At 72.6% G+C, this 24959-nt stretch carries 23 protein-coding genes; 8 read left to right on the plus strand and 15 right to left on the minus strand.

The genetic code is table 11. The features are described 5' to 3' along the window. Positions 1-127: 127 nt before the first annotated feature. Positions 128-985 (minus strand): arylamine N-acetyltransferase family protein, encoded by an 858-nt coding sequence (locus AC068A_RS23790; RefSeq protein WP_478587944.1) that lies wholly within the window; start codon positions 983-985, stop codon positions 128-130. 2 nt (positions 986-987) lie between these two features. After that, a complete protein-coding gene (locus AC068A_RS23795) occupies positions 988-2013 on the minus strand; it encodes an aldo/keto reductase (RefSeq protein ID WP_478587946.1) in 1026 nt (341 codons plus the stop codon). Between the two features lie 139 nt (positions 2014-2152). Here AC068A_RS23795 and AC068A_RS23800 point away from each other — a divergent pair, with 139 nt between their 5' ends. Next, on the plus strand, positions 2153-3094 hold the full coding sequence (locus AC068A_RS23800) for an NADP-dependent oxidoreductase (protein ID WP_478587947.1): 942 nt from the start codon (positions 2153-2155) through the stop codon (positions 3092-3094). Here AC068A_RS23800 and AC068A_RS23805 read toward each other — a convergent pair. Beyond that, positions 3084-3644 (minus strand): DUF4291 domain-containing protein, encoded by a 561-nt coding sequence (locus tag AC068A_RS23805; protein WP_478587949.1) that lies wholly within the window; start codon positions 3642-3644, stop codon positions 3084-3086. The two genes, AC068A_RS23800 and AC068A_RS23805, sit on opposite strands and share 11 nt — an antisense overlap. A gap of 197 nt (positions 3645-3841) precedes the next feature. Between AC068A_RS23805 and AC068A_RS23810 the strand changes: the two genes are divergently transcribed. Together AC068A_RS23810 and AC068A_RS23815 are read left to right on the plus strand one after the other, a co-directional pair. Then, on the plus strand, positions 3842-5098 hold the full coding sequence (locus AC068A_RS23810; RefSeq protein ID WP_478587950.1) for a helix-turn-helix domain-containing protein: 1257 nt from the start codon (positions 3842-3844) through the stop codon (positions 5096-5098). A gap of 87 nt (positions 5099-5185) precedes the next feature. Next, the gene (locus tag AC068A_RS23815; protein WP_478587952.1) at positions 5186-5518 is read left to right on the plus strand and encodes a DUF6415 family natural product biosynthesis protein; all 333 of its coding nucleotides are present in this window, start codon (positions 5186-5188) and stop codon (positions 5516-5518) included. Positions 5519-5543: 25 nt separating this feature from the next. On the opposite strand, the gene AC068A_RS23820 is transcribed toward AC068A_RS23815, so the two are convergent. From AC068A_RS23820 to AC068A_RS23835, 4 genes are read right to left on the minus strand one after another with little or no spacing between them, the layout of a single operon-like run. Further along, a complete protein-coding gene (locus AC068A_RS23820; protein ID WP_478587954.1) occupies positions 5544-6734 on the minus strand; it encodes a 3-hydroxybenzoate 6-monooxygenase in 1191 nt (396 codons plus the stop codon). A 26-nt stretch (positions 6735-6760) separates the two neighbouring features. After that, a complete protein-coding gene (gene aroA / locus AC068A_RS23825) occupies positions 6761-8047 on the minus strand; it encodes a 3-phosphoshikimate 1-carboxyvinyltransferase (protein ID WP_478587955.1) in 1287 nt (428 codons plus the stop codon). Beyond that, positions 8044-8631: a transketolase-like TK C-terminal-containing protein gene (locus AC068A_RS23830; protein ID WP_478587956.1), complete on the minus strand. Its 588-nt coding sequence runs from the start codon at positions 8629-8631 to the stop codon at positions 8044-8046. The genes aroA and AC068A_RS23830 overlap by 4 nt, the downstream gene beginning before the upstream one ends. A 55-nt stretch (positions 8632-8686) precedes the next feature. Continuing rightward, positions 8687-9394, minus strand: a complete 708-nt coding sequence (locus tag AC068A_RS23835) for an SDR family NAD(P)-dependent oxidoreductase (RefSeq protein WP_478587957.1) — start codon at positions 9392-9394, stop codon at positions 8687-8689. A gap of 219 nt (positions 9395-9613) precedes the next feature. Between AC068A_RS23835 and AC068A_RS23840 the strand changes: the two genes are divergently transcribed. Continuing rightward, on the plus strand, positions 9614-10114 hold the full coding sequence (locus AC068A_RS23840) for an AtaL-like protein (protein WP_478587959.1): 501 nt from the start codon (positions 9614-9616) through the stop codon (positions 10112-10114). 19 nt (positions 10115-10133) lie between these two features. On the opposite strand, the gene AC068A_RS23845 is transcribed toward AC068A_RS23840, so the two are convergent. From AC068A_RS23845 to AC068A_RS23865, 5 genes are read right to left on the minus strand one after another with little or no spacing between them, the layout of a single operon-like run. Further along, entirely contained in the window at positions 10134-10466 is a 333-nt protein-coding gene (locus AC068A_RS23845; protein ID WP_478587961.1) for a hypothetical protein, read from the minus strand. Continuing rightward, positions 10463-12346 carry an anthranilate synthase family protein gene (locus tag AC068A_RS23850; protein ID WP_478587963.1) on the minus strand — a complete coding sequence of 628 codons (1884 nt, stop codon included), beginning with the start codon at positions 12344-12346 and terminating at the stop codon, positions 10463-10465. The genes AC068A_RS23845 and AC068A_RS23850 overlap by 4 nt, the downstream gene beginning before the upstream one ends. Further along, positions 12343-13017 carry an isochorismatase family protein gene (locus tag AC068A_RS23855; protein ID WP_478587964.1) on the minus strand — a complete coding sequence of 225 codons (675 nt, stop codon included), beginning with the start codon at positions 13015-13017 and terminating at the stop codon, positions 12343-12345. The genes AC068A_RS23850 and AC068A_RS23855 overlap by 4 nt, the downstream gene beginning before the upstream one ends. Before the next feature lie 58 nt (positions 13018-13075). Continuing rightward, positions 13076-13849 (minus strand): 2,3-dihydro-2,3-dihydroxybenzoate dehydrogenase, encoded by a 774-nt coding sequence (locus tag AC068A_RS23860; RefSeq protein ID WP_478587966.1) that lies wholly within the window; start codon positions 13847-13849, stop codon positions 13076-13078. A gap of 28 nt (positions 13850-13877) precedes the next feature. Then, the gene (locus AC068A_RS23865) at positions 13878-15047 is read right to left on the minus strand and encodes a 3-deoxy-7-phosphoheptulonate synthase (RefSeq protein ID WP_478587968.1); all 1170 of its coding nucleotides are present in this window, start codon (positions 15045-15047) and stop codon (positions 13878-13880) included. A gap of 298 nt (positions 15048-15345) precedes the next feature. Here AC068A_RS23865 and AC068A_RS23870 point away from each other — a divergent pair, with 298 nt between their 5' ends. Further along, entirely contained in the window at positions 15346-16371 is a 1026-nt protein-coding gene (locus tag AC068A_RS23870; protein WP_478587970.1) for a transaldolase family protein, read from the plus strand. On the opposite strand, the gene pabB is transcribed toward AC068A_RS23870, so the two are convergent. Together pabB and AC068A_RS23880 are read right to left on the minus strand one after the other, a co-directional pair. After that, a complete protein-coding gene (gene pabB, locus AC068A_RS23875; protein WP_478587972.1) occupies positions 16298-18466 on the minus strand; it encodes an aminodeoxychorismate synthase component I in 2169 nt (722 codons plus the stop codon). The two genes, AC068A_RS23870 and pabB, sit on opposite strands and share 74 nt — an antisense overlap. A gap of 23 nt (positions 18467-18489) precedes the next feature. Next, the gene (locus AC068A_RS23880; protein WP_478587974.1) at positions 18490-19230 is read right to left on the minus strand and encodes a 50S ribosomal protein L11 methyltransferase; all 741 of its coding nucleotides are present in this window, start codon (positions 19228-19230) and stop codon (positions 18490-18492) included. 314 nt (positions 19231-19544) lie between these two features. Here AC068A_RS23880 and AC068A_RS23885 point away from each other — a divergent pair, with 314 nt between their 5' ends. After that, positions 19545-21452, plus strand: a complete 1908-nt coding sequence (locus AC068A_RS23885) for a helix-turn-helix domain-containing protein (protein WP_478587976.1) — start codon at positions 19545-19547, stop codon at positions 21450-21452. A 23-nt stretch (positions 21453-21475) separates the two neighbouring features. Here the strand turns inward: AC068A_RS23885 and AC068A_RS23890 are convergent, their stop codons facing one another. Next, positions 21476-22633: an IS701 family transposase gene (locus AC068A_RS23890; protein ID WP_478587978.1), complete on the minus strand. Its 1158-nt coding sequence runs from the start codon at positions 22631-22633 to the stop codon at positions 21476-21478. Between the two features lie 527 nt (positions 22634-23160). Here AC068A_RS23890 and AC068A_RS23895 point away from each other — a divergent pair. Together AC068A_RS23895 and AC068A_RS23900 are read left to right on the plus strand one after the other, a co-directional pair. After that, complete coding sequence (locus tag AC068A_RS23895) at positions 23161-24396, plus strand: DUF1266 domain-containing protein (protein ID WP_478587979.1); 1236 nt, start codon at positions 23161-23163, stop codon at positions 24394-24396. Between the two features lie 130 nt (positions 24397-24526). Beyond that, positions 24527-24943, plus strand: coding sequence for a PPOX class F420-dependent oxidoreductase (locus AC068A_RS23900; protein WP_478587981.1), 417 nt, complete (start codon positions 24527-24529; stop codon positions 24941-24943). Positions 24944-24959 lie beyond the last annotated feature (16 nt).

Raw genomic sequence — 24959 nt, forward strand, 5'->3', positions numbered from 1 at the left:
TCTCCTCCCCCCCCCCTCTTACACCGTCTCCCCCCCCCCCCCCCCCCCCCCCCCCCCCCCCCCCCCCCCCCCCCCCCCCCCCCCCCCCCCCCCCCCCCCCCCCCCCCGCAGGCGGTGGCGACGGGCGTCAGGAGGCCCCGGACGGCGCCGGCAGCGCCGCCACGACCACCTTGGCCTCGTCCTCCGTGAGCTCGATCTCGAACTGCGCGTCCAGCAGCTCCCGCACCTCCTCGTCGACCACGTACCGGACCTCCACGGTGCCGTCGGCCCGGGTCAGCGTGAGCTTGCGGTGGTTGAGGTTGAGCCGCCAGTCCTCCGCGATCCGCTCCAGGAAGACCCGGCCGGTGAACGGCGAGCTGGAGTGGGTGGAGATGAAGTAGTTCGCCACCACGCAGTCGATGTGGTGGTGGCCCTCGGTGGCGTACCAGTACAGGGGGAACCAGCCGTCCTCCCGCTTCAGCGAGAGCACCCACTCCTTGTCCGTGCCCTCCACGCGGTCGAGCCCGTACACCCAGCCGCCCTGGTCCACGACGGTGCCGTCGGAGACGGGGATCGGCTCCAGCGGGCCCTCGTCGCCGAAGCCGACGTCGGCGAGCCACGTCTCGTCGCCGACGGCCACGTGCAGCATGAGGTGGGTCCGCGGCAGCGGCTTGGGCGCGTCCAGGACCGGCCGGGCGTACAGGCGGGTCACCTCGTACCCGAGCCGCTCCAGCAGGAGCGCGAAGAGCATGTTGTGCTCGTAGCAGTAGCCGCCCCGCCGCCGGCGCAGCAGCTTGTCCTGCATCACGTCGACGTCGAGGTCGATGCCCCGGCCGAGCAGGATGTCGAGGTTCTCGAACGGAATGGTCAGGGCGTGGGCCCGGTGCAGCCGGCGCAGGGTCTCCGCGTCCGGCTCCAGGCGCCCGGTGACGCCCAGGCGGTCGAGGTACGCCTGGACGTCGAGCCGGTCGGCCTGCCACTGGGCGGGGCTGCCGATGGCGACCATGCTCAGCCCGCCTGCCCGGCCGTGCCGGACTTCTTCTCGCTGTCGAGCATGGCCATGCCCTCGGCGTCGAAGCGGGTACCGGCGACCTGGTCGGCGGGGACGGCCCGCTCGATCTCGGCGACGTCCTCGGCGGTCAGCTCGACGTCGAGGGCGCCGAGCGCCTCGGCGAGCTGGTCGCGGCGGCGGGAGCCGACGACGGGGACGATGTCCGGGCCCTGGGCCATGGCCCAGGCGATCGCGAGCTGCGAGGTGGTGACGCCCTTGGCCTCGGCCACCTTGCCGAGGGCGGCGACCAGCTGGAGGTTGCGGTCGAGGTTCTCGCCGCTGAAGCGCGGGAAGCTGCTGCGGCCGTCGTCCGCGGCGGTGGCCCGCTGGTGGTTCCAGCGGCCCGAGAGCAGGCCGCGGGCGAGGACGCCGTACGCGGTGACGGCCGTGCCGAGCTCGCGCGCCGTCGGCAGGATCTCGTCCTCGATGGAGCGGGAGAGCAGGGAGTACTCGATCTGGAGGTCGGCGATCGGGTGCACCGCGGAGGCGCGGCGCAGGGTCTCCGCACCGATCTCGGACAGGCCGATGTGGCGGACGTAGCCCGCCTCGACCATCTCCTTGATCGCGCCGATGGTCTCCTCGATCGGCACGGCCGGGTCGAGGCGCGCCGGGCGGTAGACGTCCACGTACTCGACGCCGAGCCGCTGGAGGGTCTGGGCCAGGGAGTTCTTGACGGCCTCGGGGCGGTTGTCGACACCGAGGATGCCGCCGGCCGGGTCGCGCAGGACGCCGAACTTGACGCTGAGGGTGAGCTGCTCGCGGTCATGGCTCTGGAGCACCTCGCGCACCAGCAGCTCGTTGTGGCCGCTGCCGTAGAAGTCGCCGGTGTCGAGGAGGGTGATGCCGGCCTCGATGGCGGCGTGTGCGGTGGCGACGCCCTCGGCCCGGTCGGCGGGCCCGTAGAAGTCGGACATGGACATCAGGCCGAGGCCGAGAGTGGAAACCTCGGGGCCGGCCGAACCAAGTGAACGCAGCTGAGTCATATGGCCCAGCATTGGGGAACGCCCTGCGAAGCAGAAGAAATTCCCGGCCGCTCTGTCAGGTTCCGCGACCCACAAATGGCCGGATATCGACGGAGCCTTGGCTTTACATTCGGAACGGCGCGCACAGATCATGGAATGCATGACAGAAACCATGCGTACGGTCCGTCAGGAAACCCTCGGCGGCAATGAGGTCCTCAACCTGACAGATTCCCCGATTCCGACTCCCGATGCCACGGAAATCCTGGTAAGGACGCACGCGGCCGGCGTGAATCCGATCGACTGGAAGATCCGCGAATTCGGACTGTGGCTGACCCCGCCGTTCGGCGTCGGCTGGGACGTCTCCGGCACCGTCGTGGCCGTCTCGCCCGGCGAGAACCGCTTCAAGGTCGGCGACGAGGTGTTCGGCCTCCCGTCGTTCCCGAGCGAGGCCGCCGGCTACTCCGAGTACGTCGCCGCCCCCGCCCGCCACTTCGCGCGCAAGCCGCAGTCCCTCGACCACGTCAAGGCGGCCGCCCTGCCGATGGCCGGCCTGACGGCCTGGCAGGCCCTGGTGGACGGCGCGGACATCCAGCCCGGCCAGCGCGTGCTGATCCACGCGGCGGCCGGCGGCGTCGGCCACCTGGCCGTGCAGATCGCCAAGGCCCGCGGCGCGTACGTGATCGGCACCGCCAGCGCGGCCAAGCACGGGGTGCTGCGCGAGCTCGGCGCCGACGAGCTGGTCGACTACACCGCCGAGGACTTCACCGAAGTGGTCAAGGACGTGGACGTCGTCCTCGACCTGATCGGCGGCGACTACGAGGACCGCTCCCTGCGCACCCTGCGCCCCGGCGGCACCTACATCGGCGTGATCAACCCGCTCGCGCTTCCGGAGATCCAGGCGAAGGCGGAGGCCCAGGGCCTGCGCGGCATCACGGTCAACGTGGCGCCCGACCACGCCGTCCTGGAGGAGCTGGCCGGCCTCGCCGAGGCCGGGAAGCTCCGCCCGCTGATCGCCGGGACCTTCCCGCTCCAGGACGTCCGCAAGGCCCACGAGCTGAGCGAGTCCAAGCACGCCACCGGCAAGATCGTCCTCACGGTCTGATCCGCCGGGCGAGGTCCGCGGGGAGCGGGTACGGGCGCTCGGGCGGCAGCAGGCGCTGCGCCCGGTCGCCGCGGCCCGCCCGGACCAGGGCGGCGGCCTTGCGGACCTGGCCGGTCAGGTCGTCGAGGCCGACCACCCACTCCTCCGCGAAGGTCCGGATCAGCCCGCGGCCGATCCCCACCTGGATGCTGTAGTGGTTCAGCGCCGCGCCCCGCAGCGAGCGCTCCGGGTCCCACTGCAGATGGACCGCCGCCCGGTCGACCTCCGCCGGGTCGGCGGTCGTGGGCACCGCCCGGGCGAGGGCCTCTTCCCACCCCTCCCGGGTGATCCGCACGGCGAGCACCCGCTCCTGCCCGGGCTTGGCGGCCCAGTTGCTGCGGTGCATGAGCCACAGGAAGGACGGCTTGATCCAGGTCATCCGCCCGAAGGAGAACGGCGGCACGAACCGGCCGGCGCGCAAGGCGGGTTCGGCGATGGCGGGCCCGTACGCCTGGTAGACGGTGACCGTCCGGTCGTCGTAGCGGGCGCGGATCTCGTGGAGCGGCGGCATCCACCGCACACTGCCAGCCGGCCGGAGGCGAGCGCGAGCCGTTTTCCGCCGGAACGGGGCGGTGGGGGCACAGCCGTCCCGTGCCCCCTCTCGGCCTTCGGGCCGGGAGGGGTTTTCGTGCGTTCTGGATCACACAGGACCGGCCCTGCCTCATACCCTGTCGGTGACGAGCTGCAAGGTAGGAGGGCAAGGCCGCCATGTCTTCTGACGCTACCCCAGACCCCTACGACAACCCCGTGGCGTTCGGGCAGAGAGTCCAGATCTACCGCAATCGCCGAGGCATGACCCGCGAGCAACTGGCCGGACTCCTCGGCCACCACGCGTCGTGGGTCAAGAAAATCGAGTCCGGAGCCATGCGCATGCCGCGCCTGCCGGAGATCCTCCGCATTGCCGAAGTCCTGCGCATCCGCCGCCTGAACGACCTCGTGGGCGATGTGGGCGCCGAGCCGCACACCGATCTGTTCCTCGGCCCTGGCCACGACCGACTTCCGGCGGTACGGGCAGCTCTCTCCGCCTATCCGGCGCCGGGCACGCGCGAGGCCCCGTCGCGGGCGTTTCTCCGCGCGGCCCTGGACGCTGCGTGGGCTGCCCGCCACGGCGCCCCGAACCACAGGGCCGTGCTGGGTGATCTGCTGCCCGGACTGATCCGGGACGTGCAGCTCGTGGTACGCGAGGCCGACACCGCCGTCGACCGCCGCGCCGCCCTGGCACTCCAGGCGGAGGCGTTCTTCCTCACCCAGTTCTTCGTCGCCTATCAGCCTGACCCATCCCTGCTGTGGCGGGTGGCCGAGCGGGGTATGGCGGCCGCGCAGGAGTCCGAGGACCCGCACACGATCGGTGTGGCGGCGTGGCTGTCGGCGCAGGCCCACCGCGACTCGGGGCCGGGCCGCTACGACGAGGCTGACGACGTCGTCATGCAGGCCCTGCGCCTGCTGGAGCCCGGCCTGGGCGATGCCTCCGTGGACGTGCAGGCCATCACGGGGGCGCTGCGTGTCGAGGCCGGGCTGACCGCAGCGAAGCGCCGCGACACGGGTACGGCCTGGGGGTGGTGGGATCGTGCGGGCGGTATCGCTCAGCGGCTCCCCGCCGGCTACTTCCACCGGGTCACCAGCTTCGGGCGAGCCGTGATGGGAGCCCACGGGGTCACCGTGGCAGTCGAGCTGCGGGCTGGCAGCGAGTCGGTGCGGCAGGCCAACCGGGCTGAGGCAGACGCGATTCCGTCCCGGCCGCGGCGGGCCCGGCACCGGATCGAGCAGGCCCGGGCCTACTACCTCGACGGGCAGCGGCAGACAGCGCTCGCGACGCTGGAGCAGGCTCACGCGGCGGCGCCGGAGACGATCCGCTACAACGGGTACGCCCGCTCGATCGTGCTGGAGGAGACGGCGTCACGGGTCCCGGAACGGCGGCAGAGGGCTGGTCAGCTGGCAGTGGACATCGGCCTGTTGACGGCGTAGGGAGGGGGCCCGAATCGGGCCCCTTCTTCGTTGCCCCTGCCCTCACGCTGGTGCCACCACCCGCTGCCGACGGTAGGGAGCACCGGCATGAGCATGCTGCAGGATCACATGGACGCGACCGAACTGGTCGCCCGAGCGCTCGCTCCGTACGGGCAGCGGCCTGCTCCAGAGGAGGTCGCGGCGCTCACCGACGAACTGCTCACCTGCGGGCAGAAGCTCCACGACGCCCTCTCCGGGACACCTTCGCAGCAGCGCCCCCTCGGGGCGTTCGAGGCCCTCGCCGAATGGGAGTACTTCGCGGCGGTCGGCCCGCTGGGGTCCGGCCCCCACGCGAACTGGAACCACGCCCGCGGCCTCGCCCGGATCATCCGGCAGCTGATGCGCGCGCTGGAGCACCCGGCCGAGGCGAGCGCGTCGTGACCCGGCGCGTCCTCGGATCACGCCCTCAGACGGCGGTGCCGGCCTCGAAGTCGAACGCGCCGTGCAGCCACGCCACCTTGTCGTACATGTCGTCGTCCGACAGCGAGGCGAGCATCGCGTTGCGCTCGACGCGGGCGTCGCCGGCCGCGTGGTACAGCTGCCGCCCCATCTCGCGCGCCACCAGCTGCACCCGGGCGGTGCGCTCGCGGCGCGCCGCGCCGTACTTCTCCAGGCGCTGCTCGTAGTCGGCCGGGCAGCCGTCCAGCAGCCCGCTCAGCAGCACCGCGTCCTCGACGGCCTGGCAGGCGCCCTGGGCGGCGTACTGGAGCATCGGGTGCGCGGCGTCGCCGAGGAGGGCGACGCGGCCCTCGGTCCAGCGGTCGACCGGGTCGCGGTCGCACAGCACCCAGGCCTTCCAGTCGCGGCCCAGCTCCAGCAGCCGGCGGGCGGCGCCCGACAGCTCGGGGAAGGAGTTCAGGACGTGCCCGTGCTCGGCGGGGACGCCGGCCACGGCCTCGGTGGCGCCGTCGTCGCGGGTCGCGGCCAGGTTGAAGTGCTCGCCGCCGGCGATCGGGTAGTGGACGAAGTGCCACTTCGGGCCGGCCCACAGGGTGACGGTGTTCCAGCGCAGCTCCTCGGGCACCTCCGACATCGGGATCACCGACCGGTAGATGGTGTGTCCGGACACCCGCGGGGACCCGTCGCCGACCAGCTGCTGCCGGATCGCCGAGTGCAGGCCGTCGGCGCCGATCAGCGCGTCGCCGGTGATGCGGCGGCCGTCGGCCAGGAGCGCCGTGACCTCGCCCGCCTTCTGCTCGTAGCCGACGACGTGGTGGCGGCCCCGGAGCTCGACGCCGGGGTGCCGGCGGGCGGCCTCCAGCAGGGGCAGGTACAGGTCGACGCGGTGGACGACGGCGTACGGGTTGCCGAACCGGACCCGGTAGTCGTCCTTGACCGGCATCGCGGCGACCTTCTCGCCGGTGGTGCCGTCCATGAACCGCAGCTCGTCGATGAAGACGGCGCGGTCGCGGACCTCCTGGCCCACCCCGAGCAGGTCGAGGGCGTGGAAGGCGTTCGGGCCGAGCTGGATGCCGGCGCCGACCTCGGTGAAGACGTCCCGGCGTTCCAGCACGGTGACCTGGTGTCCGCGCTTCGCGAGCCCGAGCGCCGCGGCGAGGCCACCGATGCCACCGCCGGCGATGAGTATGTCGGCCATGGGGTGTCTCACATCCCTTTCGTTGTTCAGTGACTGTTGGTGCCCGGGTGGGCCGGGAAGAGCCGACCCAGTTCGGCGTGGAAGCCGGGGAAGGTCTTGCCGACGCAGGACGGGTCGTCGAGGGTGATGCCGGGGACGCGCAGGCCCAGCACCGAGAACGCCATCGCGATCCGGTGGTCCCGGCGGCAGGCGATCCGGACGGCCGCGGGCCGGCCGGGGTGGATGGTGATCCGGTCGGGGCCGGACTCGGTGCGGATCCCGAGGGCGTGCAGGTTCTCCTCGACCGCGGCGATCCGGTCGGACTCCTTCAGCCGTGCGTGGCCGATGCCGTGCACGGTGATCGGGGCGTCGGCGAGGGGGGCGACGGCCGCGAGGGTCATGAAGGTGTCGGAGACGTCTCCCATGTCCACGTCGAAGCCGCCGCGCAGCACCCCGCCGGCGGCGCCGGTGACGGTGGTCTCCCGCTCGCCGACCTCCACGCGGGCCCCGGCCCTGCGCAGCACCTCGACGAAGCCGAGGTCGCCCTGGACGCTGGAGCGGCCCAGGCCCGGCACGGCGACGGTGGTGCCGGTGACGGCGGCCGCCGCGAAGAAGTACGAGGCGGTGGAGGCGTCGGGTTCGACATCGAGCTCGGCGGCCCGGTAGCCGCCGGGCAGCACCTGGATGGCGCCGCCCTCGAACTCGTCCACGTACGCCCCGAAGTGCCGCATCAGGTCCTGGGTCATCGTGATGTACGGGCGGCTGACCAGGCCCTGGCCTCGCACGGTCAGCGGCTCGCGCATCAGCGGTCCGGCCATCAGCAGCCCCGTGAGGTACTGGCTGCTCAGGCTGGCGTCGACGGTCAGCTCCCCGCCCCGCAGGCCGTCGGCGTCGACGGTCATGGGCAGTCCGCCGACCGGCTCGGTGACGCGGGCGCGGACGCCGAGCCGGCGCAGCGCGTCGGCGAGCGGCCGCAGCGGGCGGGCTCGCAGCTGGCCGGTGCCGTCGAAGGCGAAGGTGCCGCGGCCGGTCGCCGCGAACGGGGGCAGGAAGCGGGCCGCGGTGCCGGCGTCCTCGCACCACACGGGGCCGGCGGCGGGCGGGACGGGCGGGCGGCCGGTGCCGGTGACCTTCCATGCGGCGTCGCCGGACTCGGCCTCGATGTGCACGCCGAGGCCGGTCAGCGCCTCCCGGAAGGCGAGGGTGTCGTCGCTGACCAGCGGGGCCCGCAGGAGGGAGACGCCGTCGGCGGCGGCGGCCAGCAGCAGGGCCCGGTTGGTGATGCTCTTGGAGCCCGGGATCCGGGCGGTCAGTACGGCGTTCAGGGCGGTCACGCGTGCTCCCGGTGTCGGTGTCCGGCGTGTCGGTGTCCGGCGCGGGCCAGTCCGGCCCGGGCGGTGGCGGCGACCCGCTCGGCGGTGAAGCCGTGCTGCCGGAGCAGGGCGGTGTACGGGGTGCCGGTCCCGGACCGGTCGAGGCCCACGGGGATCCCGGCGTCGCCGAGGAGCTCGTACCAGCCGAGGGCCGCGCCGGCCGCCACGGAGACCCGGGCGCGGACCCGGCCCGGCAGCACCTGCTCGCGGTAGGCGGCGGGCTGCTGCCGGAAGTCCTCGAGGCGGGGCATCGCCACCACCCGGGCGGCGATGCCGTCGCGCTGGAGGATGGCGCGGGCGCCGAGGGCGATGTCCGCCTCGCCGCCGCCGGCGATCAGCAGGACGTCGGGCTCCCCGCCGTCGGCCTCGGCCAGGACGTAGCCGCCGCGGTGGGACCGGCCCGGGTCGCCGGGGTCGTACAGCGCGGCGCGCCGGCCGGCGCCGGGGACGGGACCGGTGCCGGTGCCGGGGACGGGGGCAGGGGCAGGGGCAGGGGCAGCGGCGGGGCTGGGGGTGGGGGTGGGGGTGGGACGCGGGCTGCTCACCGTTCTTCTCAGGGCTCCTCTGCTCGGCCGGTGTGCGGGGCCGGCCCCGGTCCGGTCACTCGCTGGTCTTGCGGTCGAGCACGAGGTCGTGCCCGACGATGTACGAGGCGGCGTCGGAGCAGAGCCAGACGACGGTGTCGGCGATCTCCTCGACGCTGGCGCCCCGGCCGAGCGGGCAGGGGCTGATGGCGTTGATGCGGATGGACCGGGAGACGTACTCGCGGGCCGCCGTCCGGGTCAGGGCGGAGACCGCGGCCGTGGACGCGGCGTAGGCGCCGAGGCCCGGGAGCATGCCCTGCGCGCCGATGTTGCTGGCGGTGTTGACGATGACCCCGCCGCCGGCGTTCTCCATGTGGGCGATCTCGTGCTTCATGGAGAGCCAGACGCCCGTCAGGTTCGAGGTCAGCGTGTGGGCCCAGACCGTCTCGTCGATGTCGGCGACGGGCTGGCTGGGGCCCAGTTCGGTGGTGTTGTTGAAGGCCACGTCCAGGGCGCCGTGGCGGCGGACCGTCTCGGCGACGGCGTACGCGGCGCCGGTGCCGACCGCGTCGTCGCCCGTGGTGTCGGAGACGTCGGCGACGATGGCGTCGGCCCGACCGCCCCCGTCGCGGATCAGCTTGACCGTTCCCTCCAGCGTCTCCTGGTGGCGGCCTGCGACCACCACGAGGGCGCCGAGCCGGGCGAAGGCAACCGCCGCTGCCCGGCCGATGCCTTCGCCTCCTCCGGTGACGAGGACGACCTGGCCGTCGAACCGTTCAGACATCAGCGTTCTCCTGATTCTCCGCATCGGATTTATCGGGGCGCTCTGCGGAACGCCATCGACCAACCCTCACCCTGCAAGAGGGGGCCCCCTTCCGGGCAGTGCGTGCGGTTCACTTCGTCAGGTCACCGGGGCAGTTGACGTAATTCCCCGACCGGCTTTGACACGGCCGGTCACCCGACCGATGCTGCACGCCGGCCCACCGGCGGAATAGGGAGATCAATGCTGACGCTTTCATGGACGCGCCCGGTTGTCGGCGCAGGTCAGAGTAGGTGTCCGGCTCCCACGAGGGAGAGCCTCTGGCAGGCCCTGCTCCACAAGGCGGAGTTCCCCACGGGTTATGTTCCGGCCATTACCGAATGCCGGATCAACGAACGCTACGCCGATGGATTTCTTCGGGAAATCCGGCGCGGCGACCTGACATTCCTGCAGCGGGTGACCCCGCAGGAGAGCGCCGGGCGCATTACCTACCGGCATCTGAACGGCACCGACATCGCCGAGATCCGCAATGAGATCGGCGAGGACGAGGAGGGCCGGCTCACGCTCACGCTGAGCATCACCCTCACCGACCGCCCGGCGGCCGCGGTCCTCGCGCAGAACGCCTGGCTGCGGGACCTGGACACCGACTTCCACGGCACGCTGGACGCCATGACGGAGGTCCTGCACGACGTGAGCACCCGTTCGGCCACGACGACGGCCCCCCACGCCCCCGAAGGGCCGTGAGGGGCCGTACGCGTGCCGCTCAGACTGCCGGGATCAGGCCGAGGCCCGGCAGTACGGGCATGCCGTGGGCGCCCTCGACCGTCGCCTCGACGTCGAACACCGTGTACTGCGCGGGGGTGCGCCCGATGAGCTCGGCGGCCCGCGGGGCCAGCGGCTGCGCCGCCGCCTCCGCGGACTCCCACAGCATCACCGCGCCCCACCGCTCCGTCGCCGGGTCCGCGATCCAGAACTTCAGCCGCAGCCCCTCGACCGCGGCGAACCGGTCCACCGCCTCCTCGCGCAGGTACGCCCGCAGCGACTCGATGCTGTGCCCGGACCCCTTCAGGTCCCACCAGGCCACGGTCGCCTTCATACGAGGCTCTTGCTGAGCAGGCCGGACAGTGCCTCGCCGACGATGCGGATGCCGTCCTCGGTGAGCACCGACTCGGCGTGGAACTGCATCGAGCGGAAGCCGGGTCCGCGCAGGGCGTGCACCTCGCCGGTCTCCGCCTCGCGGCACACCTCGACGGCGCCGATGCCGGGCACGTCGACGGTGTCGGCGGTGCTCTGCGCGGCGAAGGTGTTGTAGAAGCCGACGCGCTCGCGCCGCCCGAACAGGTCGATCTCGCGCTGCACGCCCTGGTTGGGGTGTTCGCGGCGCTTGAGGGGGAAGCCCAGCTTGGTGCTGAGCACCTGGTGGCTCAGGCACACGGCGAGGAAAGGCCGCCGCTCCGCGAGGAGGGTGTCGATCGCCGCGTGCAGGTGGGCGATCTTCGGGTGGCCCAGCTCGCGCGGGTCGCCCGGCCCGGGCCCCATCACGACGAGGTCGTACGGGGCGAAGCCGTACGGCTCGTCGAAGCGGCAGACGGTGACGTCGGCCTCCATGGCCCGCAGCTGGTGCTCGATCATCGCGGTGAAGGTGTCCTCCGCGTCGACGACGAGCACCTTGCGGCCGACCAGCAGCGGCACGGGCCGGGTCCGGGCGGAGTCGTCGTCCAGCCAGAAGCCCGCGATGGTGGCGTTGCGCCGGCTCAGGGCCGCCCGCACCTCCGGGTGGTCGCCGAAGCGGCGTGGTCCCGGCTGCTCGAACACGGCGAGCAGGCCGGCCGCCTTGGCCCGGGTCTCGGCCACCTCGGACAGCGGGTCGGAGTGGCGTACGAGGGTGGCGCCGACGCCGATGCGCATGCGGCCGCGGTCGTCGATGTCGGCGGTGCGGATCAGGATCGCCGAGTCCAGGGTGCGCTCGCTCTGCTCGTCCTGGCCGATCAGGGCCAGGACGCCGCTGTAGTAGCCGCGGCCCTGGGGCTCGTACTTCTTGATGACCTTGCCGGCGCTCTCCAGCGGGGAGCCGGTCACGGTCGGGGCGAACAGGGTCTCGTGGAGGATCTCGCGGGGGTCGCGGGAGGTGCGGCCCTCGATGAAGTACTCGGTGTGGGCGAGGCGGGCCATCTCCTTGAGGTAGGGGCCCACGACGCGGCCGCCGGACTCGCAGATCCGGGCCATCATCTTCAGTTCCTCGTCGACGACCATGTACAGCTCGTCGGCCTCCTTGCGGTCGGCGAGGAAGTCCATGACGCCGGGCAGCTCCGGGCCGGAGGGCGGGAACCGGTAGGTGCCGCTGATCGGGTTCATCACGGCGCGGCCGCCGGAGAGGCTCACGTGCCGTTCGGGGGAGGCCCCGACGAGGGTGCGGTCGCCGGTGTGGACGATGAACGTCCAGTACGCGCCGGTCTCGCGCTCCAGCAGGCGGCGGAAGAAGCGCAGTGCCGCGCCGACCGACCAGTCGCTGATGTCGGCGACGAAGGAGCGCTTCAGCACGAAGTTCGCGCCCTCGCCGGTGCCGATCTCGTCCGCGATGACGCGGCGAACCGTTTCGGCATAGGTGTCGTCGTCGATGTCGAAGTCGCCGCCCGGCACGAGCTGCACGGGCTCGTCGGGGATCCGGTCCAGCACCGTCGCGATCGGCACCTGCGCCTGCTCGGCGATGGCCATGGCCAGCAGCGGGGTGCCGTCGTCGGGCGCGGCGAAGCCGCGTTCGGCGAGCTGCCGGTAGGGGACGAGGGCGAGCACGTCCTGGCGGGCGCCGGCGCCGGTCTCGACGTCGGCGAGGGGGATGTCCGCGAGGGCGGCCGCCTCGGTGAACTCGCCCGTGAACAGGTCGAGGCTGCGCCGGACGGTGGTCTCCGGACGGTGGATCAGGGCGAAGGCCGGGGGCCGGCCGGCGAGGATCCGGCCCAGCAGGTCCTCGGTCATGCGGATTCCCTTCCTGCGTACGCGGCAACCCGGTCCGGGAGCGCCGTGAGCAGTTCCTTGGTGGTGGTCAGGCGCGCGCAGCGGCCGGCGGCGTACTCCAGCGCCATCCGGTGCTCCTCCCAGCTGAAGTCGGCGACGGCGTCGGCGACCAGGAAGGGCCGGATGTCGTTGGTGAACGCGTCGACGGCGGTCATCAGGACGCCGACGTGGGCGTAGACACCGCAGATGATCAGCTGGTCGCGGCCGGCGGCGCGCATCCGCTCCAGCAGGTCGGTCTTGAAGAAGGCGCTGTAGCGCCACTTGGTGAGCATCCAGTCGCCGTCGGCGGGCGCCACCGGGTCGATGACCTGGCGGTGCTCGGCGCTGGGCCGCATGCCCGGGCCCCAGAAGTCCTTCAGCAGGCCCCGCTCCTCGGGGGTCATGCCGCCGGGCTGGGCGGTGTAGGCGACGGGGATGCCGAGCTCGGCCGCGCGGGTGCGCAGCTCGCCGGCGTTGCGGGCCAGGTCCACGACGGGCTGCTCGTCCTGCGGGAACGCGGCCAGGAAGTACTTCTGCAGGTCGTGCACCAGCAGGACGGCGCGCTCGGGATCGACGTCCCAGTCGACGGCGGAGGCGGGCAGGTCGGCCGCCTCCGGCATCGGGTAGGGGGTGATCGCAGGTATGCCTGCCATTCCTTGCTCCCTCTCGTTCACGCTCTGGTTCACGGTTCGCTGGCTGGTTGCACCGGTCTCAGACACCGAGCGCCGCACCGCCGTCCACGGTGAGGTCGTGCATGGTGATGTGCGACGCCTTGTCGGAGAGGAGGAAGACGACCGCCTCCGCGACGTCCTCGGGGCGGGCCAGCCTGCCCAGCGGGATGCCGACGCGGTACGCGTCCGGGACGCCGTCGATGGAGGCTCGCGCGCTGCTCTCGTCCTGCCACATGGAGTTGAGCATCGGGGTGTCCGTGGAGCCGGGCGCGACGAGGTTCGCGCGGATGCCGTACTTGGCGACCTCCAGGCCCAGGCACTTGGTGAACATGGTCGCGGCCGCCTTGGAGGCGGCGTACGCGGACATCTCGGTACGGGCGGTGCCCGCAGCGTTGGAGGCGATCGTGACGATCGCGCCCCGGCGGCGCGGCACCATGCGGTTGACGACGGCGCGGGAGACGAAGAAGACCCCCGTGGTGTTGACCGCGAACGTCGTGCTCCACTCCTGGTCGGTCAGCGTGCGCGCCTCGCCGAGCCGCAGCACGCCGGCGGCGTTGACGAGGAAGTCGAGCGGCCCGACCAGCGCCTCCACGTCGTCGACGAGCGCCTCGACGTCCGCGCTGGCGGTGACGTCCGCGGGGAACGGCTCCACGCGGGCCCCGCCGTCCTCCTCGACGGCCTTGGCCACCTTGCGCAGGCGGTCGGCGTCCCGGTCGACCGCGGCCACGCGGACGCCCCGGGAGGCCAGCGCGCGCACGATGGCCTCGCCTATGCCGCCGGCCGCTCCGGTGACCAGAGCGATCTTTCCTTCCATGATGGAGTAACCCCCTTGGTTGTCAGCCTCAGCCGCGCCATGCCGAGGCGACTTCGATTGCCTGGTCGGAATTGAGGCGCGGGTCGCAGAACGAGGTGTACTTCTCGCCGAGCTCGTCGACGTGGTATTCGTCGGTGACACATTCGTGCACCTGGTCGGGGGTGGTCTCCAGGTGGAGTCCGGCCGCGACTCCGCCGTTTTCCACGACGGCCCGCTGGAATTCCTCGACCTCGCGCACGACGGTTTCGACATAACGGGTCTTGACACCGCCGGGCGCGGCGACGGTGTTTCCGTGCATCGGGTCGCACATCCACAGCACCGGGTGGCCGGCCTCGCGGACCGCGCGGACCAGCGCGGGCAGCTTCTCGGCGGCCGTGCCCTGGCCCATCCGGGATATGAGGGTGAGCCGGCCCGGCTCCCGCTGCGGGTCGAGCCTGCCGCACAGCTCGAGCAGCCCGTCCGGGGTCATGGTCGGGCCGACCTTGGTAGCGACCGGGTTGGCGATGGCGGCGAACAGCGCCACGTGGGCGCCGTCCAGCGCGCGGGTGCGCTCGCCCATCCACGGCCAGTGGGTCGAGGCGAGCAGCACCGAGCCGTCGGGCTGGGTGCGCAGCATCGGGCCCTCGTAGTCGAGGAGCAGGGCCTCGTGGCTGGTCCACACCGGGGCCTCGGCCGGGGAGGGGCGGCCCTCGCCGTGCCAGCCGAGCGCGGCCATCGCGCCGGCGGCCGCCTTGTAGCCCGTGACCAGGCGCTGCGGGTCGGGGCGGCGCAGCTCGGGGTCGGGCTCCGGGCTGTTGACCATGTGCCCGCGGTAGACCGGGAGCTCCACGCCGGCCACGGTCTCGGTCGGGCTGGAGCGGGGCTTGCCGAACTGCCCGGCGAGCCGGCCCACGCGGATGACGGGCTTGAGCGAGCGGGCCTTCATGACACCGGCAAGGACGTCCAGGAGCGCCGCCTTGCGGGCGACGTAGCCGGGGGTGCACTCGGCGGGGTCCTCGGCGCAGTCGCCGCCCTGGATGATCTGCACCTCCCCCCGCGCTGCCGCGGCGAGCAGGGCCCGCAGGTGGTCGACGTCCTCACGGCGTACCAGCGCGGGGGATCCCGCGAGTTCGGCCCTGGCGCTCGCCAGGGCTTCTTCGTCCGGCCAGACGGGCTGCTGGCCCGCGGGCAATCTATTCCAGCGTGCAACACCGTGCATGCGGCACCTCCCAGTGCTGTACGTACCTGCCGTGACATCGGATGCAGCGAGAAGTCTGTGAAACGGGGAATCGCGTGAACCACCGCACATTTCTCACTTCGTCAGGTGGCACACATTCGGTCAGGTCGAATAGAGGATTCCGAAACAAACCTGACGCATCAGCCGCCGGTTCAACGGCGCCCGGTCGGAAACCATTTAAGGTCCCGACCCCCTGCGGGGCGGTCGGCGGCGGTCACTTGACACACCATCACCGCATTGTTTCCGGGGTATGTCGGGACGTTCTAAGGTGCGAAGCGTGGTGAGTCAAGGAGCTGGAGCGCTGCTGAGGCAGCTGGTGTCGGAGGGTGTCTCCCCGTGGCTGAGCGCGCGGGACCCCGACGAGTTCGCCACCGGGGCCCGGTATCCGACACTGGGAGGCCACTTCCACAACGTCCTCGTGCCGGCGGGCAGTACGCCGGCCCAGGCGCGGCGTGCCTGTGATCTGCTGCTGCCCGTGTTCGAGGCGAGCAAGGGCACGGTGGGCCACGTCTCCGTGCCCTTGCCGCCCCGAGGGGTCCGCGACGCGCGGGCGCTGACCTCGGCGGCCCGCGCCCTGCACGGTGCGGTGGCGCGACCCAACGCGCTGATCCGCATGCCCATGACCCCGGCGGGGGTCGAGGCGCTCGCGGACTGCCTCGCCGAAGGGGTCGGGGTGCACGCCGCGCTGGTCTTCTCGGCCGAGCGGTACGCCGAGGTGCTCGACGCGTACGTGGCCGGGCTGGAGCGGTCCCTCGCCGCGGGCCGGCCGCTGGGCGACGCCCCGGTGGTGGCCTCGTTCCCGGTGGGCCTGTTCGACCGGGAGGTCGCGGGCCGGCTGGACCGGCTGGGGGTGGCCGCGGACGACGCGGTGCGCGGCGCCGCGGGCCTGGCGGTGGCCCGGCGGATGTACCGGCTGCGCGAGGAGCGGCTGTCCGGGGACTGGTGGCGGGTGCTGCGGGCCAACGGGGCGCTGCAGCCGCGGCTGCTGTGGGGCACCGGCGCCGACGGGGGCGTGGGGGCGCTCGTCGGCTGGAACACGGCGCTCGCGCTGTCCGTGGAGACGCTGGAGGCCGCCGCCCGGGAACCGGCGCTGACCGGCGACACCCTGCTGAACGCCGACGCCGAGGCGGCGTGCGCGCTGCGCGCACTGGAGCGGCTGGGGGTGCGCGCCGGTGAGGTCGCGGCCGTGCTGGAGGCTGCGGAGCTCGCGCGCCTCCAGCACGGCGGGGCGGTCAGGACGGAATCCGTGCCGGCCGCCGATCCGGGAACCGGGTTCCCGTCAGCGCCAGCAGCGGAGCAGCCTTGACGGCGGTCTCCTCGTACTCGGCGTCCGGGTCGGACAGGGCGACCACGGCCCCGCCCACCCCGTAGGCGACGCGGTCGGCGGTGACGGTGGCGGTGCGGATCACGATGCTCAGGTCCGCGGCGCCGGAGAGCGAGAAGTAGCCGATCGCGCCGGAGTAGACCCCGCGCGGGCCCGCTTCGAGCCGGTCGATGATCTGCATGGTGCGGATCTTCGGGGCGCCGGTCATCGAGCCGCCGGGGAAGGCTGCGCGGACGCAGTCCACGGCCGTCAGCTCCGGGCGCAGCCGGGCCCGTACGGTGCTCACGAGCTGGTGGACGGTGGCGTAGCTCTCGATCCGGAACAGCTCCTCGGCCTCGACGGTGCCGGAGACCGCGCAGCGGCCGAGGTCGTTGCGGACCAGGTCGACGATCATGAGGTTCTCGGAGCGGTCCTTCTCGTCGCCCCGCAGGTCCTCGACGAGGGCCGCGTCCTCCTCGGCGGTGGCGCCGCGCGGCCGTGTGCCCTTGATCGGCGAGGACTCGATCAAGCCGTCCGGGGAGACGCGCAGGAACCGCTCGGGCGAGGTGCTGAGCACGTTCAGCCCGCCGAACTGCAGGAGGGCGGCGAACGGCGCCGGGCTGGTGCGGCGCAGGGTGCGGTACGCCGCCCAGGGGTCCAGGGCGGTCTCGGCCTCGGCCATGTTGGTGAGGCAGACCTCGTACGTCTCCCCGGCGGCGATCTCCTCCAGGCAGCCGTCGATCAGGTCCAGGTAGGCCCCGCGGTCGTGGCGCAGCCGGATCTCGCCGCCGCCCTGCTGCGGGCGCGGGGCCGGCAGCGTGAACCCGGCGAGGCTGGTCAGGCGTTCGGCGGTGCCGGCCAGCCAGGCGTCGGCCGCGGCGGCGGACGCCTGCGCGCCGTCTTCGGCGAGGGCGAGCAGGTAGGTGGTCCGCTCGGTGTGGTCGAGGACCAGGGCGCGGTCGGCGAAGACCATCGCGGCGTCGGCGACGGGCGAGCGGTGCACGAGGTCGCCGCCGCACTCGGCCTTGAGCTCGTAGCCGAGGTAGCCGACCCAGCCGAGGGTGAAGTCGAAGGGAAGGGCGGGGTGTTCGGGCAGCTCCGTGCGCAGGGAGCGCAGGTCGCGGTCGATCCACTCCAGGAAGGGGGCGGCGACGAGCTCGCTGCCGCCGTCCGCCGAGTCGACGGTGACGACCTTGCTCCACACGTCGGCCGAGGCGACCCGGGCCAGCGGACCGGTGGCGTCGCCCATGACCGAGAACCGGCCGCGGTCGGCGCCGGGCAGGCTGCTGTCCAGCCAGTAGGCGTGGTCGTTGCCGCGGAAGAGCTGGTCGTAGACGGTTTCGGCGTCCCAGCGGGTGGGGAGCGTACGGGCGACGAGCCGGAGCCGGCGCACCGGGGCCTCGGCGGCGGCCGGGGCGGGCGCGGGCTGCGCCGCGGATGCGGCGGCGGGCGCGGCAGCGGGCGCGGCGGCAGCCGTCCCGCGGCGGGTGGCGGCGGGGGGCCCGGAGCGCTGCCCGGCCCGGTGGGCGCGGGTCAGGTCCGCGAAGTTTGCAAGCAGCTGTATTCCGTACTGACTGCAAATGGACTCGGGGTGGAACTGCACCCCCCACTGCGGCCGGGTGCGGTGCCGCAGGCCCATCAGGATGCCGTCCGGGGTCCACGCAGTGGCCTCCAGGGCGGCGGGCAGGTCCGTCACGGTGAGCGAGTGGTAGCGGACCACCTCCAGCGGCGAGGGCAGCCCGGCGAACAGGCCGGTCCCCTCGTGCAGGACCGGCGAGGTGCGGCCGTGCCGGGGCTCCGGGGCGCGGTCGACGGTGGCGCCGTGCACATGGCCGATCCCCTGGTGGCCGAGGCAGATGCCGAGCAGGGGCAGGTCCGCGCGCTCGATGATCGAGGTGCAGACGCCGAAGTCGGCGGACCGGCGCGGGGTTCCGGGGCCCGGTGAGACGACGACGTTGTCGAACGCCGAGAGGTGTGCGATCTTCCAGTTCGGGTCGTCATTACGGACGACCTCCGGCTCCCGGCCATTCACCTCGGCCAGATAGTGGAAGAGGTTATACGTAAACGAGTCGTAATTGTCGACAAGTAGCGTACGCACGACGAAATATCCCCCCGCTCACATCAAGCCGCGACTGGCCTGATTTCGATCAGCATGTGCTCGACCATGTCTTCTCCGTACTCCCCCTCGCGCACCCGCCGGCTGGCCACCGTCTCCAGCTCGCGGCCGCAGGCGTCCGCGATCCGGTACAGCGCCTCCATGTCCCCGCGGTCGCTGAAGTGCAGGAGGACCCGCCCCCCGGGGGTCGTCCAGTGCACGGACTGCTCCAGGAACCGGCGGTGCGCCTGGTAGCCGGTGTCCACGTACGCCCGCTCGTGCACCGACTTGTACTCGTAGCTCTCGGGCCCCATCACGTAGTTGGAGCTCCAGAAGACCGTGTCGAATCGTTCCTGCTCGCGCAGACCCGAGAACAGGTCGCTGTGGAACGCCTGGAGACGGTCCGTCACCCCGTGCCGCTCGGCGTTGACGGCCGCGTTCTCCACGGCCGAGGGGCTGATGTCGGCCGCGACGACGCGGTCGCATCCGGCCAGGGCGGCGGTGACGGCGATCACGCCGGTGCCGCAGCCGATCTCGAGGAACGAGCCCGAACGGGCCTCCGTTTCACCGCCGTTGAGGCCGAGGAGCTCCAGGGACACCATCGTGGAGGGCGAGTACACCGGTGCGAAGACCTCGTCGAACAGGTCCCACTCGCGGCCGGCCAGGGTGAACACCCGCGGACGGTCCGCCCTGGTCAGGGACAGCCTGCTGCGCAGCAGCGACCGCTCGTAACTCTGCAGCTGAGACAGCTGGGTCAGCTGGGTCATGCGAACTCCTCAAGGAAGCACCGTGGCTGATGGCGCCCCGGTGGTGGTGACGCCACCGGAACGCTCGGTGATCAGCCTGCCCCCGAGTGGTCCTCGACCAGAAGGTGTCCAGATGACAGCATCCCTCTCGGGGCGTGGTGATCGGGCCACCCTCTGCACGTCTGACCTGGAGCGGATCTCGAGCGATTCTTGACCGATTCTTAGCCCAAGAGATACTTTCTGGCGGGCCATGGGACTGCTTGCACCAACTTCGTGCAATCGTGAACGGCTTTATGGGGGTCGGGGGGAAAATCGTGGTCGACCACGCTTACGAAATGCTGGAACTGCTGAACAGAGAGGCGCCCGCGGCCGCATTCGACGAGGTGGTCCGCAAAGCGCGCGAGTCAGGCCTGTCCGGAGAAGACCTCGCCCAGCTCGCCAGGGCCCGCGACCAGAGCCTCGGCATCCGGGCCCTCTTCGTACGCCGCCAGCAGCGCGAGGCCGGCCTCGCCGCCCTCGTCGACACCGCCCGTGACCTCACCCTGCCCTACGACCTCGACGAACTGCTCAAGGTCATCACCCGCCGGGCCCGGCTCCTGCTCGGCCTCGACATGGCCTGGGTCAGCTTCGACGACCCGGAGGAGGGCTGTTCCCGAGTGCGCTCGGCCGACGGCCACGCCTCCGCCCTGACGATCGGGTTCGCCATCCCCCTCACCGGCGGCGGCGTCGGCCGGCGCGCCGCCGAGGGCTCGGCCCCGTTCTGGTCGGCCGACTACATGGGCGACGCGAGCTTCACCCACAGCCCGATCATCGACGAGGTGGTGCAGGCGGAGGGGCTGCACGCCGTCATGGCCGTTCCGCTGCGGCACGCGGGCGCCAGCCTCGGCGCCCTGTACGTCGCCGACCGCAACGTCCGGCACTTCACTCCGGACGAGGTCTCGCTGATGAGTTCGCTCGCCGACCTCGCAACCGTTGCAATCGAAAAGGCGCGCCTGCTGGAGCAGACCCGGTACGAGGTCGAGGAGCTGGAGCAGGACACCTCGCGCGCCCTGGACTCCTCCACCACCGCCCGCCAGCTGCGGGAGACCCACGGCCGCCTCCTCGACCTCGTCCTCCAGGGCGTGGGCCTCGGCAGCCTGGCCGCCGAGGCCGTCAAGGGCCTCGAAGGCACCCTCGTCGTCCGCGACGCCGCCGGCCGGACCCTGGCCTGCCCCGTCGGCGAACCCCCGCAGCTGGACGAGGCGGAGATCCGCACCGTCCTGCTCGACGCGCACACCGACCGCCAGCCCCGCAGCACCTCCGACGGCGTGTGGGTCGCCTCGATCGCCGCCGGCGACGAAATGCTGGGCACCCTCATCCTCGCCACCGGGGAACCCGCCTCCTACCTCCAGGTCCAGCTCCTCGCCCTCACCGCCCAGGTGACGGCGGTGGTCCTGCTGATGGAACAGGGCATGGCCGCCGCCGAGGGCCACATGCGGGACGAGTTCTTCCAGGACCTGCTGCGCGGCACCTCGCTGTCCCCGGTGCAGATCGCCGAGCAGAGCCGTCGGCTCGCCCTCAACCTCGACGAACCGCACGTCATCGTCATCGCCCGGCCCGAGGGCGGGGTCCAGGGCCGGGTCGCCGCCTGGGCCGCCTCGTACGCCAACCGCCACCACGGCCTGAAGAGCGTCGACGGCGACGGGGTGGTGCTGCTGCTCCCCGGCACCGAGGCCGGGGCCATCGCCCGCGCGGCGTCCAAGGAGCTCACCGAGGTGCTCGGCCGGCCCGTCACCGCCGGCTCGGCCGGGCCGGTCGCCAACCCGTCGGACGTCGCCCGCATGTACCAGGAGGCCCGCCGCTGCCTGGACGCGGTGGCCGCGCTCACCGGTGCCGGGAGCACCGCCTCCCCCGAGGAGCTGGGCTTCCTCGGCGTCCTCCTCTCCGAGAAGCCGAACATCGACCGGTTCATCAACGACACCATCGGCCCGGTCCTCGACTACGACGACCAGCAGTACACCGAGCTGATCCGCACCATGGAGGCGTACTTCGCCTCCGCCAACAGCCCCTCCCGGGCCGCCGAGTCCCTGCACGTCCACCCCAACACGGTCTCCCGCAGGCTGGAGCGGATCACCGAGATCCTCGGGGAGGACTGGCAGAAGCCCACCCAGGCGCTCCAGGTGCAGCTCGCCCTCCAGCTCCAGCGGACCCGCCAGGCCCTCAGCCCGGGCCGCCGCACCGCCGCCCGCCACGCGATCGGCTGAACAAGCGCCGCAGGGGCGGAGAGCTACCGCTCGCCGCCCCTGCGCTCCGTGAGCATCCGCACCGCGTGTGCGGCCGACGCCAGGGTGGTGTGCCGGTGCCAGCCGCCGAAGGACCTCCCGCCGAAGTCGGTCATCCCCACCTTCTGCGAGACGGTCGCGAAGTCGTGCTCCACGTTCCGGGCCCGCTTCGCCAGCCGCAGCAGCGCCCCGGGAGGCGCCTGGGTCATGTCGCTGACCCAGCACCGCTCGGGCCAGCCGCGCGGGTCGGCCCACTCGCCGAACAGCAGCACCGGGGCCGGTGCCTGCGGCAGCTCCACCCGCACCCCGACGACCAGTGAGGTGCGCGGCCGGAGGGTCACCGGGTCCAGCCAGGTCACCGGCCGACGCAGCGTACGGGCCATCAGCAGCAGCTGGTGCGCGGCCAGTTCGCGGTTGCCGCTGGTCGGCAGCACCGGATCGGTGCACCGCACGCGCATCGAGCCGCGGGCCGTCGCCACGAAGTGCAGGCCGACCGGGGCGAAGCGCCGGGCCGCCGCGGCCGGATCGACGTCGGGCAGGTCGAACACCACCGGCCGGTGCGGCTGCCCCACCCAGTCCCGCAGCTCCTCCACGGCGCCGGCGGCGCATTCCAGCGGGCTCGTCGCCAGCTCCGACCGGTGCACGTTCGGCGACAGCGGGCCGACGCTGTCGCGCCACTTCTGGGTGAGCGCGAGCCGCCAGTTGACGGGGCAGCTCTGCTCCTCGGCGACGGACCACACCCCGAATGCCACCTGGCTGTTGACCATCTGCCCGAGCTCCGGCACGAAGCGGCGCGCGACGCCCACCGACTCGGTCCCCGCCTTGGAGATGACCACCGGCTGGACCACCCAGGCGCGGGGCCGCAGGGCGCGCTCGAGGTACCGGGCGAGGGCGGCCCGTACGGGGCCCCAGTCCCAGGTGGAGGAGACGACGAAGTGGTGGAGGCTCTGCTCGGCCGCCCGGTCGCCGACGTGGGCCGCGATGTTCCGTATCGACTTGCGGCCCTCGGCCTTGAGCAGCCCGCGCAGGTACACCTCGCCCTTGCGGCGCTGGTCGCTGCGCGGCAGCGAGGCGAACAGCTCGGCGCAGAGCTCGTCGACGACCAGGTCCGGTACGAACCGGCTGCTCAGCGTCTCCAGTCGTTCGAGACTCGGTGCGCTCATGATGCATCCATCCCTTCCCCCGGCTTCCTCCTCAGCACTTCAACCCTGGGGCTGGGGGAGTTGCCGGAACAGGTGGAGCCGTCACACACATTCGGCCGCATGTGCAGGGCGGACCATCACGCCCGAACCGACCGGGACGGCCGCGTGATCGTCTGGCGAAATGCACTCCATGCCCTTGGCCAGGCCAGAGGCGGCTCGCATGCTCGTCGAGGGGGCTTCAGACGCGCCGGACCACCCGCCTCAACCGCCCCACCAGGCCTGATGCACCACGAAATGGTGGCCGCACCACCCTCTCCGAGTCCGCACACGGTGGCGGGACCACCATGCGCGCCCCCTTGTGCAGCTCAAGTGGAAGGAATCCCTCCTGCGTCGTTCCTGCGCCCCGCGGACTGCTCGGCCGCCGTGCTCGGCTCACCCGTCCGCCACTCGCATCGCCGCACCCGACCGAGCCGCCGCTCACGCGGTGGGCGGCACCAAGGCCGCCGCCCGCATCAGGCCCGCCGGAGGCCCCGTTAGGGTTCTCACCCATGGGCACCTGGATCGCGCCGAGCATCATCGAACGACAGCTGTACGAGGCCAAGACCGCCAACGACTGGCCCGCCTACTTCGACGCCCTCGCCCGCGCCGAGCTGTTCGTCCCGCAGTCCCGCGCCTACCTGGACCAGCAACCGAACGCCGTGTACCTCCAGCCCGTCCGCTTCCCGCAGGCCGGCTCCGCGCCCTGCTTCGTCGCCTACACGGCCGGCATGCTCCCCGCCCCCACCCCCGACCAGGTGTTCTCGCGCCACAGCCTCAGCTGGTTCGCGCACCGCATCGACCCCGGCGACCCCCCGTACCTCGCCGTCAACCCGGGCAGCCCGTGCGAGGCCTTCCTCCCGTCCTCGCCCGCCGACCGCGAGGTGTGGAAGTTCCACTGGAACCGGGCCACCGAGTACGGCCTGAAGGAGAACACCGTCCACGCCCTGCACGTCGGCGGCCCGCTGCACGGGCCCGCCGCCTTCGGGCTCGCCTGCGGCGCGCACCTCTCCGTACGCAACGGCCTGTTCTGGAACGCCCTCGGCTACCACGGCGAGGGCTACGCCAAGGAGCGCGAGAAGCTCCGGGACTGGTGGGGGGTCACCACCCGTGAGCAGTGGCTCGCCACCACCGAGCGGCTGCTGGCGGCCGACATGGTGAGCTCGGTCTGGGAGTTCACGCTGCGGGTCCGCGTCGCCCTCGCCAAGGAGTTCGCCGGGCCCGTCGACATCGAGCACTGGCGGCACGCCACCGAGGCCACCCTCCGCGCCAACGCCGAACGCGCCGCCGAACCCCGCATCACCCCCGAAGGCGTCACCACCGCCCGGCCGCGCTCGGCCGCGGAGATCGAGGGGGAGGTCGCGGGCGTCCAGCGGGTCATCGGCCGGATCACCCGCTACGAGCAGCGCTTCCGCGCCGACGGGATCCTCGGCGAGGGCAGGTACGTCCGCTCGGTCGAGGCCTGGGACTACGGGCGGGCCTCCCAGATGGCCCGCTGGGGCCTCGGCGCCCGCTTCGGCACGGTCGAGGAGGCCGAGGACGCCGTCGTCCGCGCCGGCCGCATGTGCCGGCTCGCCTACCGCTCCTGGGAGGACCTCTCCGCCGGCTTCATCCTCGGCCGCTGCCTCCAGTTCGACGAGGAGGAGTACGGGCACTGGTACACGGACATGGCCGCCGTCCACCAGGCCCTGACCACCGACCCCGGCAGCCCCTGGCTCAACCTCCCCTGGAACGAGGCGACCCGGTAGCCGGCCCGGCAGCCGGGACCGGGAAACCCGGTCGGGCCGTCGTCCGCGGTGCGGCAGGCCGCTCCCCGACCACCGGGAGTCGCCGGAATCCCCTGTACGCGCCCGCCGGACCCCAACTAGCCTCGACCGCATGACGATTGAGCTGAACGACACCGTACGCAGCCTGCTCGACGCCCCGCACCCGGCTGTCCTGTCCACGCTCAACCCCGACGGCAGTCCGCAGAGTTCGGTGGTCTGGGTCTCCCGCGACGGCGGCGAGCTGCTGGTCTCCACCGAGCAGGGGCGGCGCAAGGAGCGGAACATCCTCCGCGACCCGCGCGTCGGCCTGACCGTGTTCGACCTGGCCAACCCCTACCGCTACGTGGAGATCCGCGGCACCGCCGCCGTCACCGAGGACACGGGCCGCGCTGTCGCCGTCCGCATCGCGGAGGAGTACCTCGGCCCGGGCGGCGGCAAGGAGTACCTGGAGGCACCGGCGGAGGACGTCCGCGTGGTCGTCCGCATCACCCCGACCAAGGTCCTCGGCAACGCCGCCAAGTCCGGCTAGTAGCAACTGACACGCC

This window comes from Streptomyces sp. NPDC043854, from assembly GCF_056436005.1.

What these genes read in the sequence shown, in the direction of transcription:
- AC068A_RS23890 (WP_478587978.1), bottom strand. Translation starts at nt 22,633, where the DNA reads ATGAGCGCACCGAGTCTCGAACGACTGGAGACGCTGAGCAGCCGGTTC.
- AC068A_RS23900 (WP_478587981.1), top strand. Translation starts at nt 24,527, where the DNA reads ATGACGATTGAGCTGAACGACACCGTACGCAGCCTGCTCGACGCCCCG.
- AC068A_RS23895 (WP_478587979.1), top strand. Translation starts at nt 23,161, where the DNA reads ATGGGCACCTGGATCGCGCCGAGCATCATCGAACGACAGCTGTACGAG.
- AC068A_RS23855 (WP_478587964.1), bottom strand. Translation starts at nt 13,017, where the DNA reads ATGGCAGGCATACCTGCGATCACCCCCTACCCGATGCCGGAGGCGGCC.
- AC068A_RS23845 (WP_478587961.1), bottom strand. Translation starts at nt 10,466, where the DNA reads ATGAAGGCGACCGTGGCCTGGTGGGACCTGAAGGGGTCCGGGCACAGC.
- AC068A_RS23860 (WP_478587966.1), bottom strand. Translation starts at nt 13,849, where the DNA reads ATGGAAGGAAAGATCGCTCTGGTCACCGGAGCGGCCGGCGGCATAGGC.
- AC068A_RS23885 (WP_478587976.1), top strand. Translation starts at nt 19,545, where the DNA reads ATGCTGGAACTGCTGAACAGAGAGGCGCCCGCGGCCGCATTCGACGAG.
- AC068A_RS23850 (WP_478587963.1), bottom strand. Translation starts at nt 12,346, where the DNA reads ATGACCGAGGACCTGCTGGGCCGGATCCTCGCCGGCCGGCCCCCGGCC.
- AC068A_RS23810 (WP_478587950.1), top strand. Translation starts at nt 3,842, where the DNA reads ATGTCTTCTGACGCTACCCCAGACCCCTACGACAACCCCGTGGCGTTC.
- AC068A_RS23790 (WP_478587944.1), bottom strand. Translation starts at nt 985, where the DNA reads ATGGTCGCCATCGGCAGCCCCGCCCAGTGGCAGGCCGACCGGCTCGAC.
- AC068A_RS23795 (WP_478587946.1), bottom strand. Translation starts at nt 2,013, where the DNA reads ATGACTCAGCTGCGTTCACTTGGTTCGGCCGGCCCCGAGGTTTCCACT.
- AC068A_RS23880 (WP_478587974.1), bottom strand. Translation starts at nt 19,230, where the DNA reads ATGACCCAGCTGACCCAGCTGTCTCAGCTGCAGAGTTACGAGCGGTCG.
- AC068A_RS23865 (WP_478587968.1), bottom strand. Translation starts at nt 15,047, where the DNA reads ATGCACGGTGTTGCACGCTGGAATAGATTGCCCGCGGGCCAGCAGCCC.
- AC068A_RS23815 (WP_478587952.1), top strand. Translation starts at nt 5,186, where the DNA reads ATGAGCATGCTGCAGGATCACATGGACGCGACCGAACTGGTCGCCCGA.
- AC068A_RS23820 (WP_478587954.1), bottom strand. Translation starts at nt 6,734, where the DNA reads ATGGCCGACATACTCATCGCCGGCGGTGGCATCGGTGGCCTCGCCGCG.
- AC068A_RS23800 (WP_478587947.1), top strand. Translation starts at nt 2,153, where the DNA reads ATGACAGAAACCATGCGTACGGTCCGTCAGGAAACCCTCGGCGGCAAT.
- AC068A_RS23835 (WP_478587957.1), bottom strand. Translation starts at nt 9,394, where the DNA reads ATGTCTGAACGGTTCGACGGCCAGGTCGTCCTCGTCACCGGAGGAGGC.
- AC068A_RS23805 (WP_478587949.1), bottom strand. Translation starts at nt 3,644, where the DNA reads ATGCCGCCGCTCCACGAGATCCGCGCCCGCTACGACGACCGGACGGTC.
- AC068A_RS23840 (WP_478587959.1), top strand. Translation starts at nt 9,614, where the DNA reads ATGCTGACGCTTTCATGGACGCGCCCGGTTGTCGGCGCAGGTCAGAGT.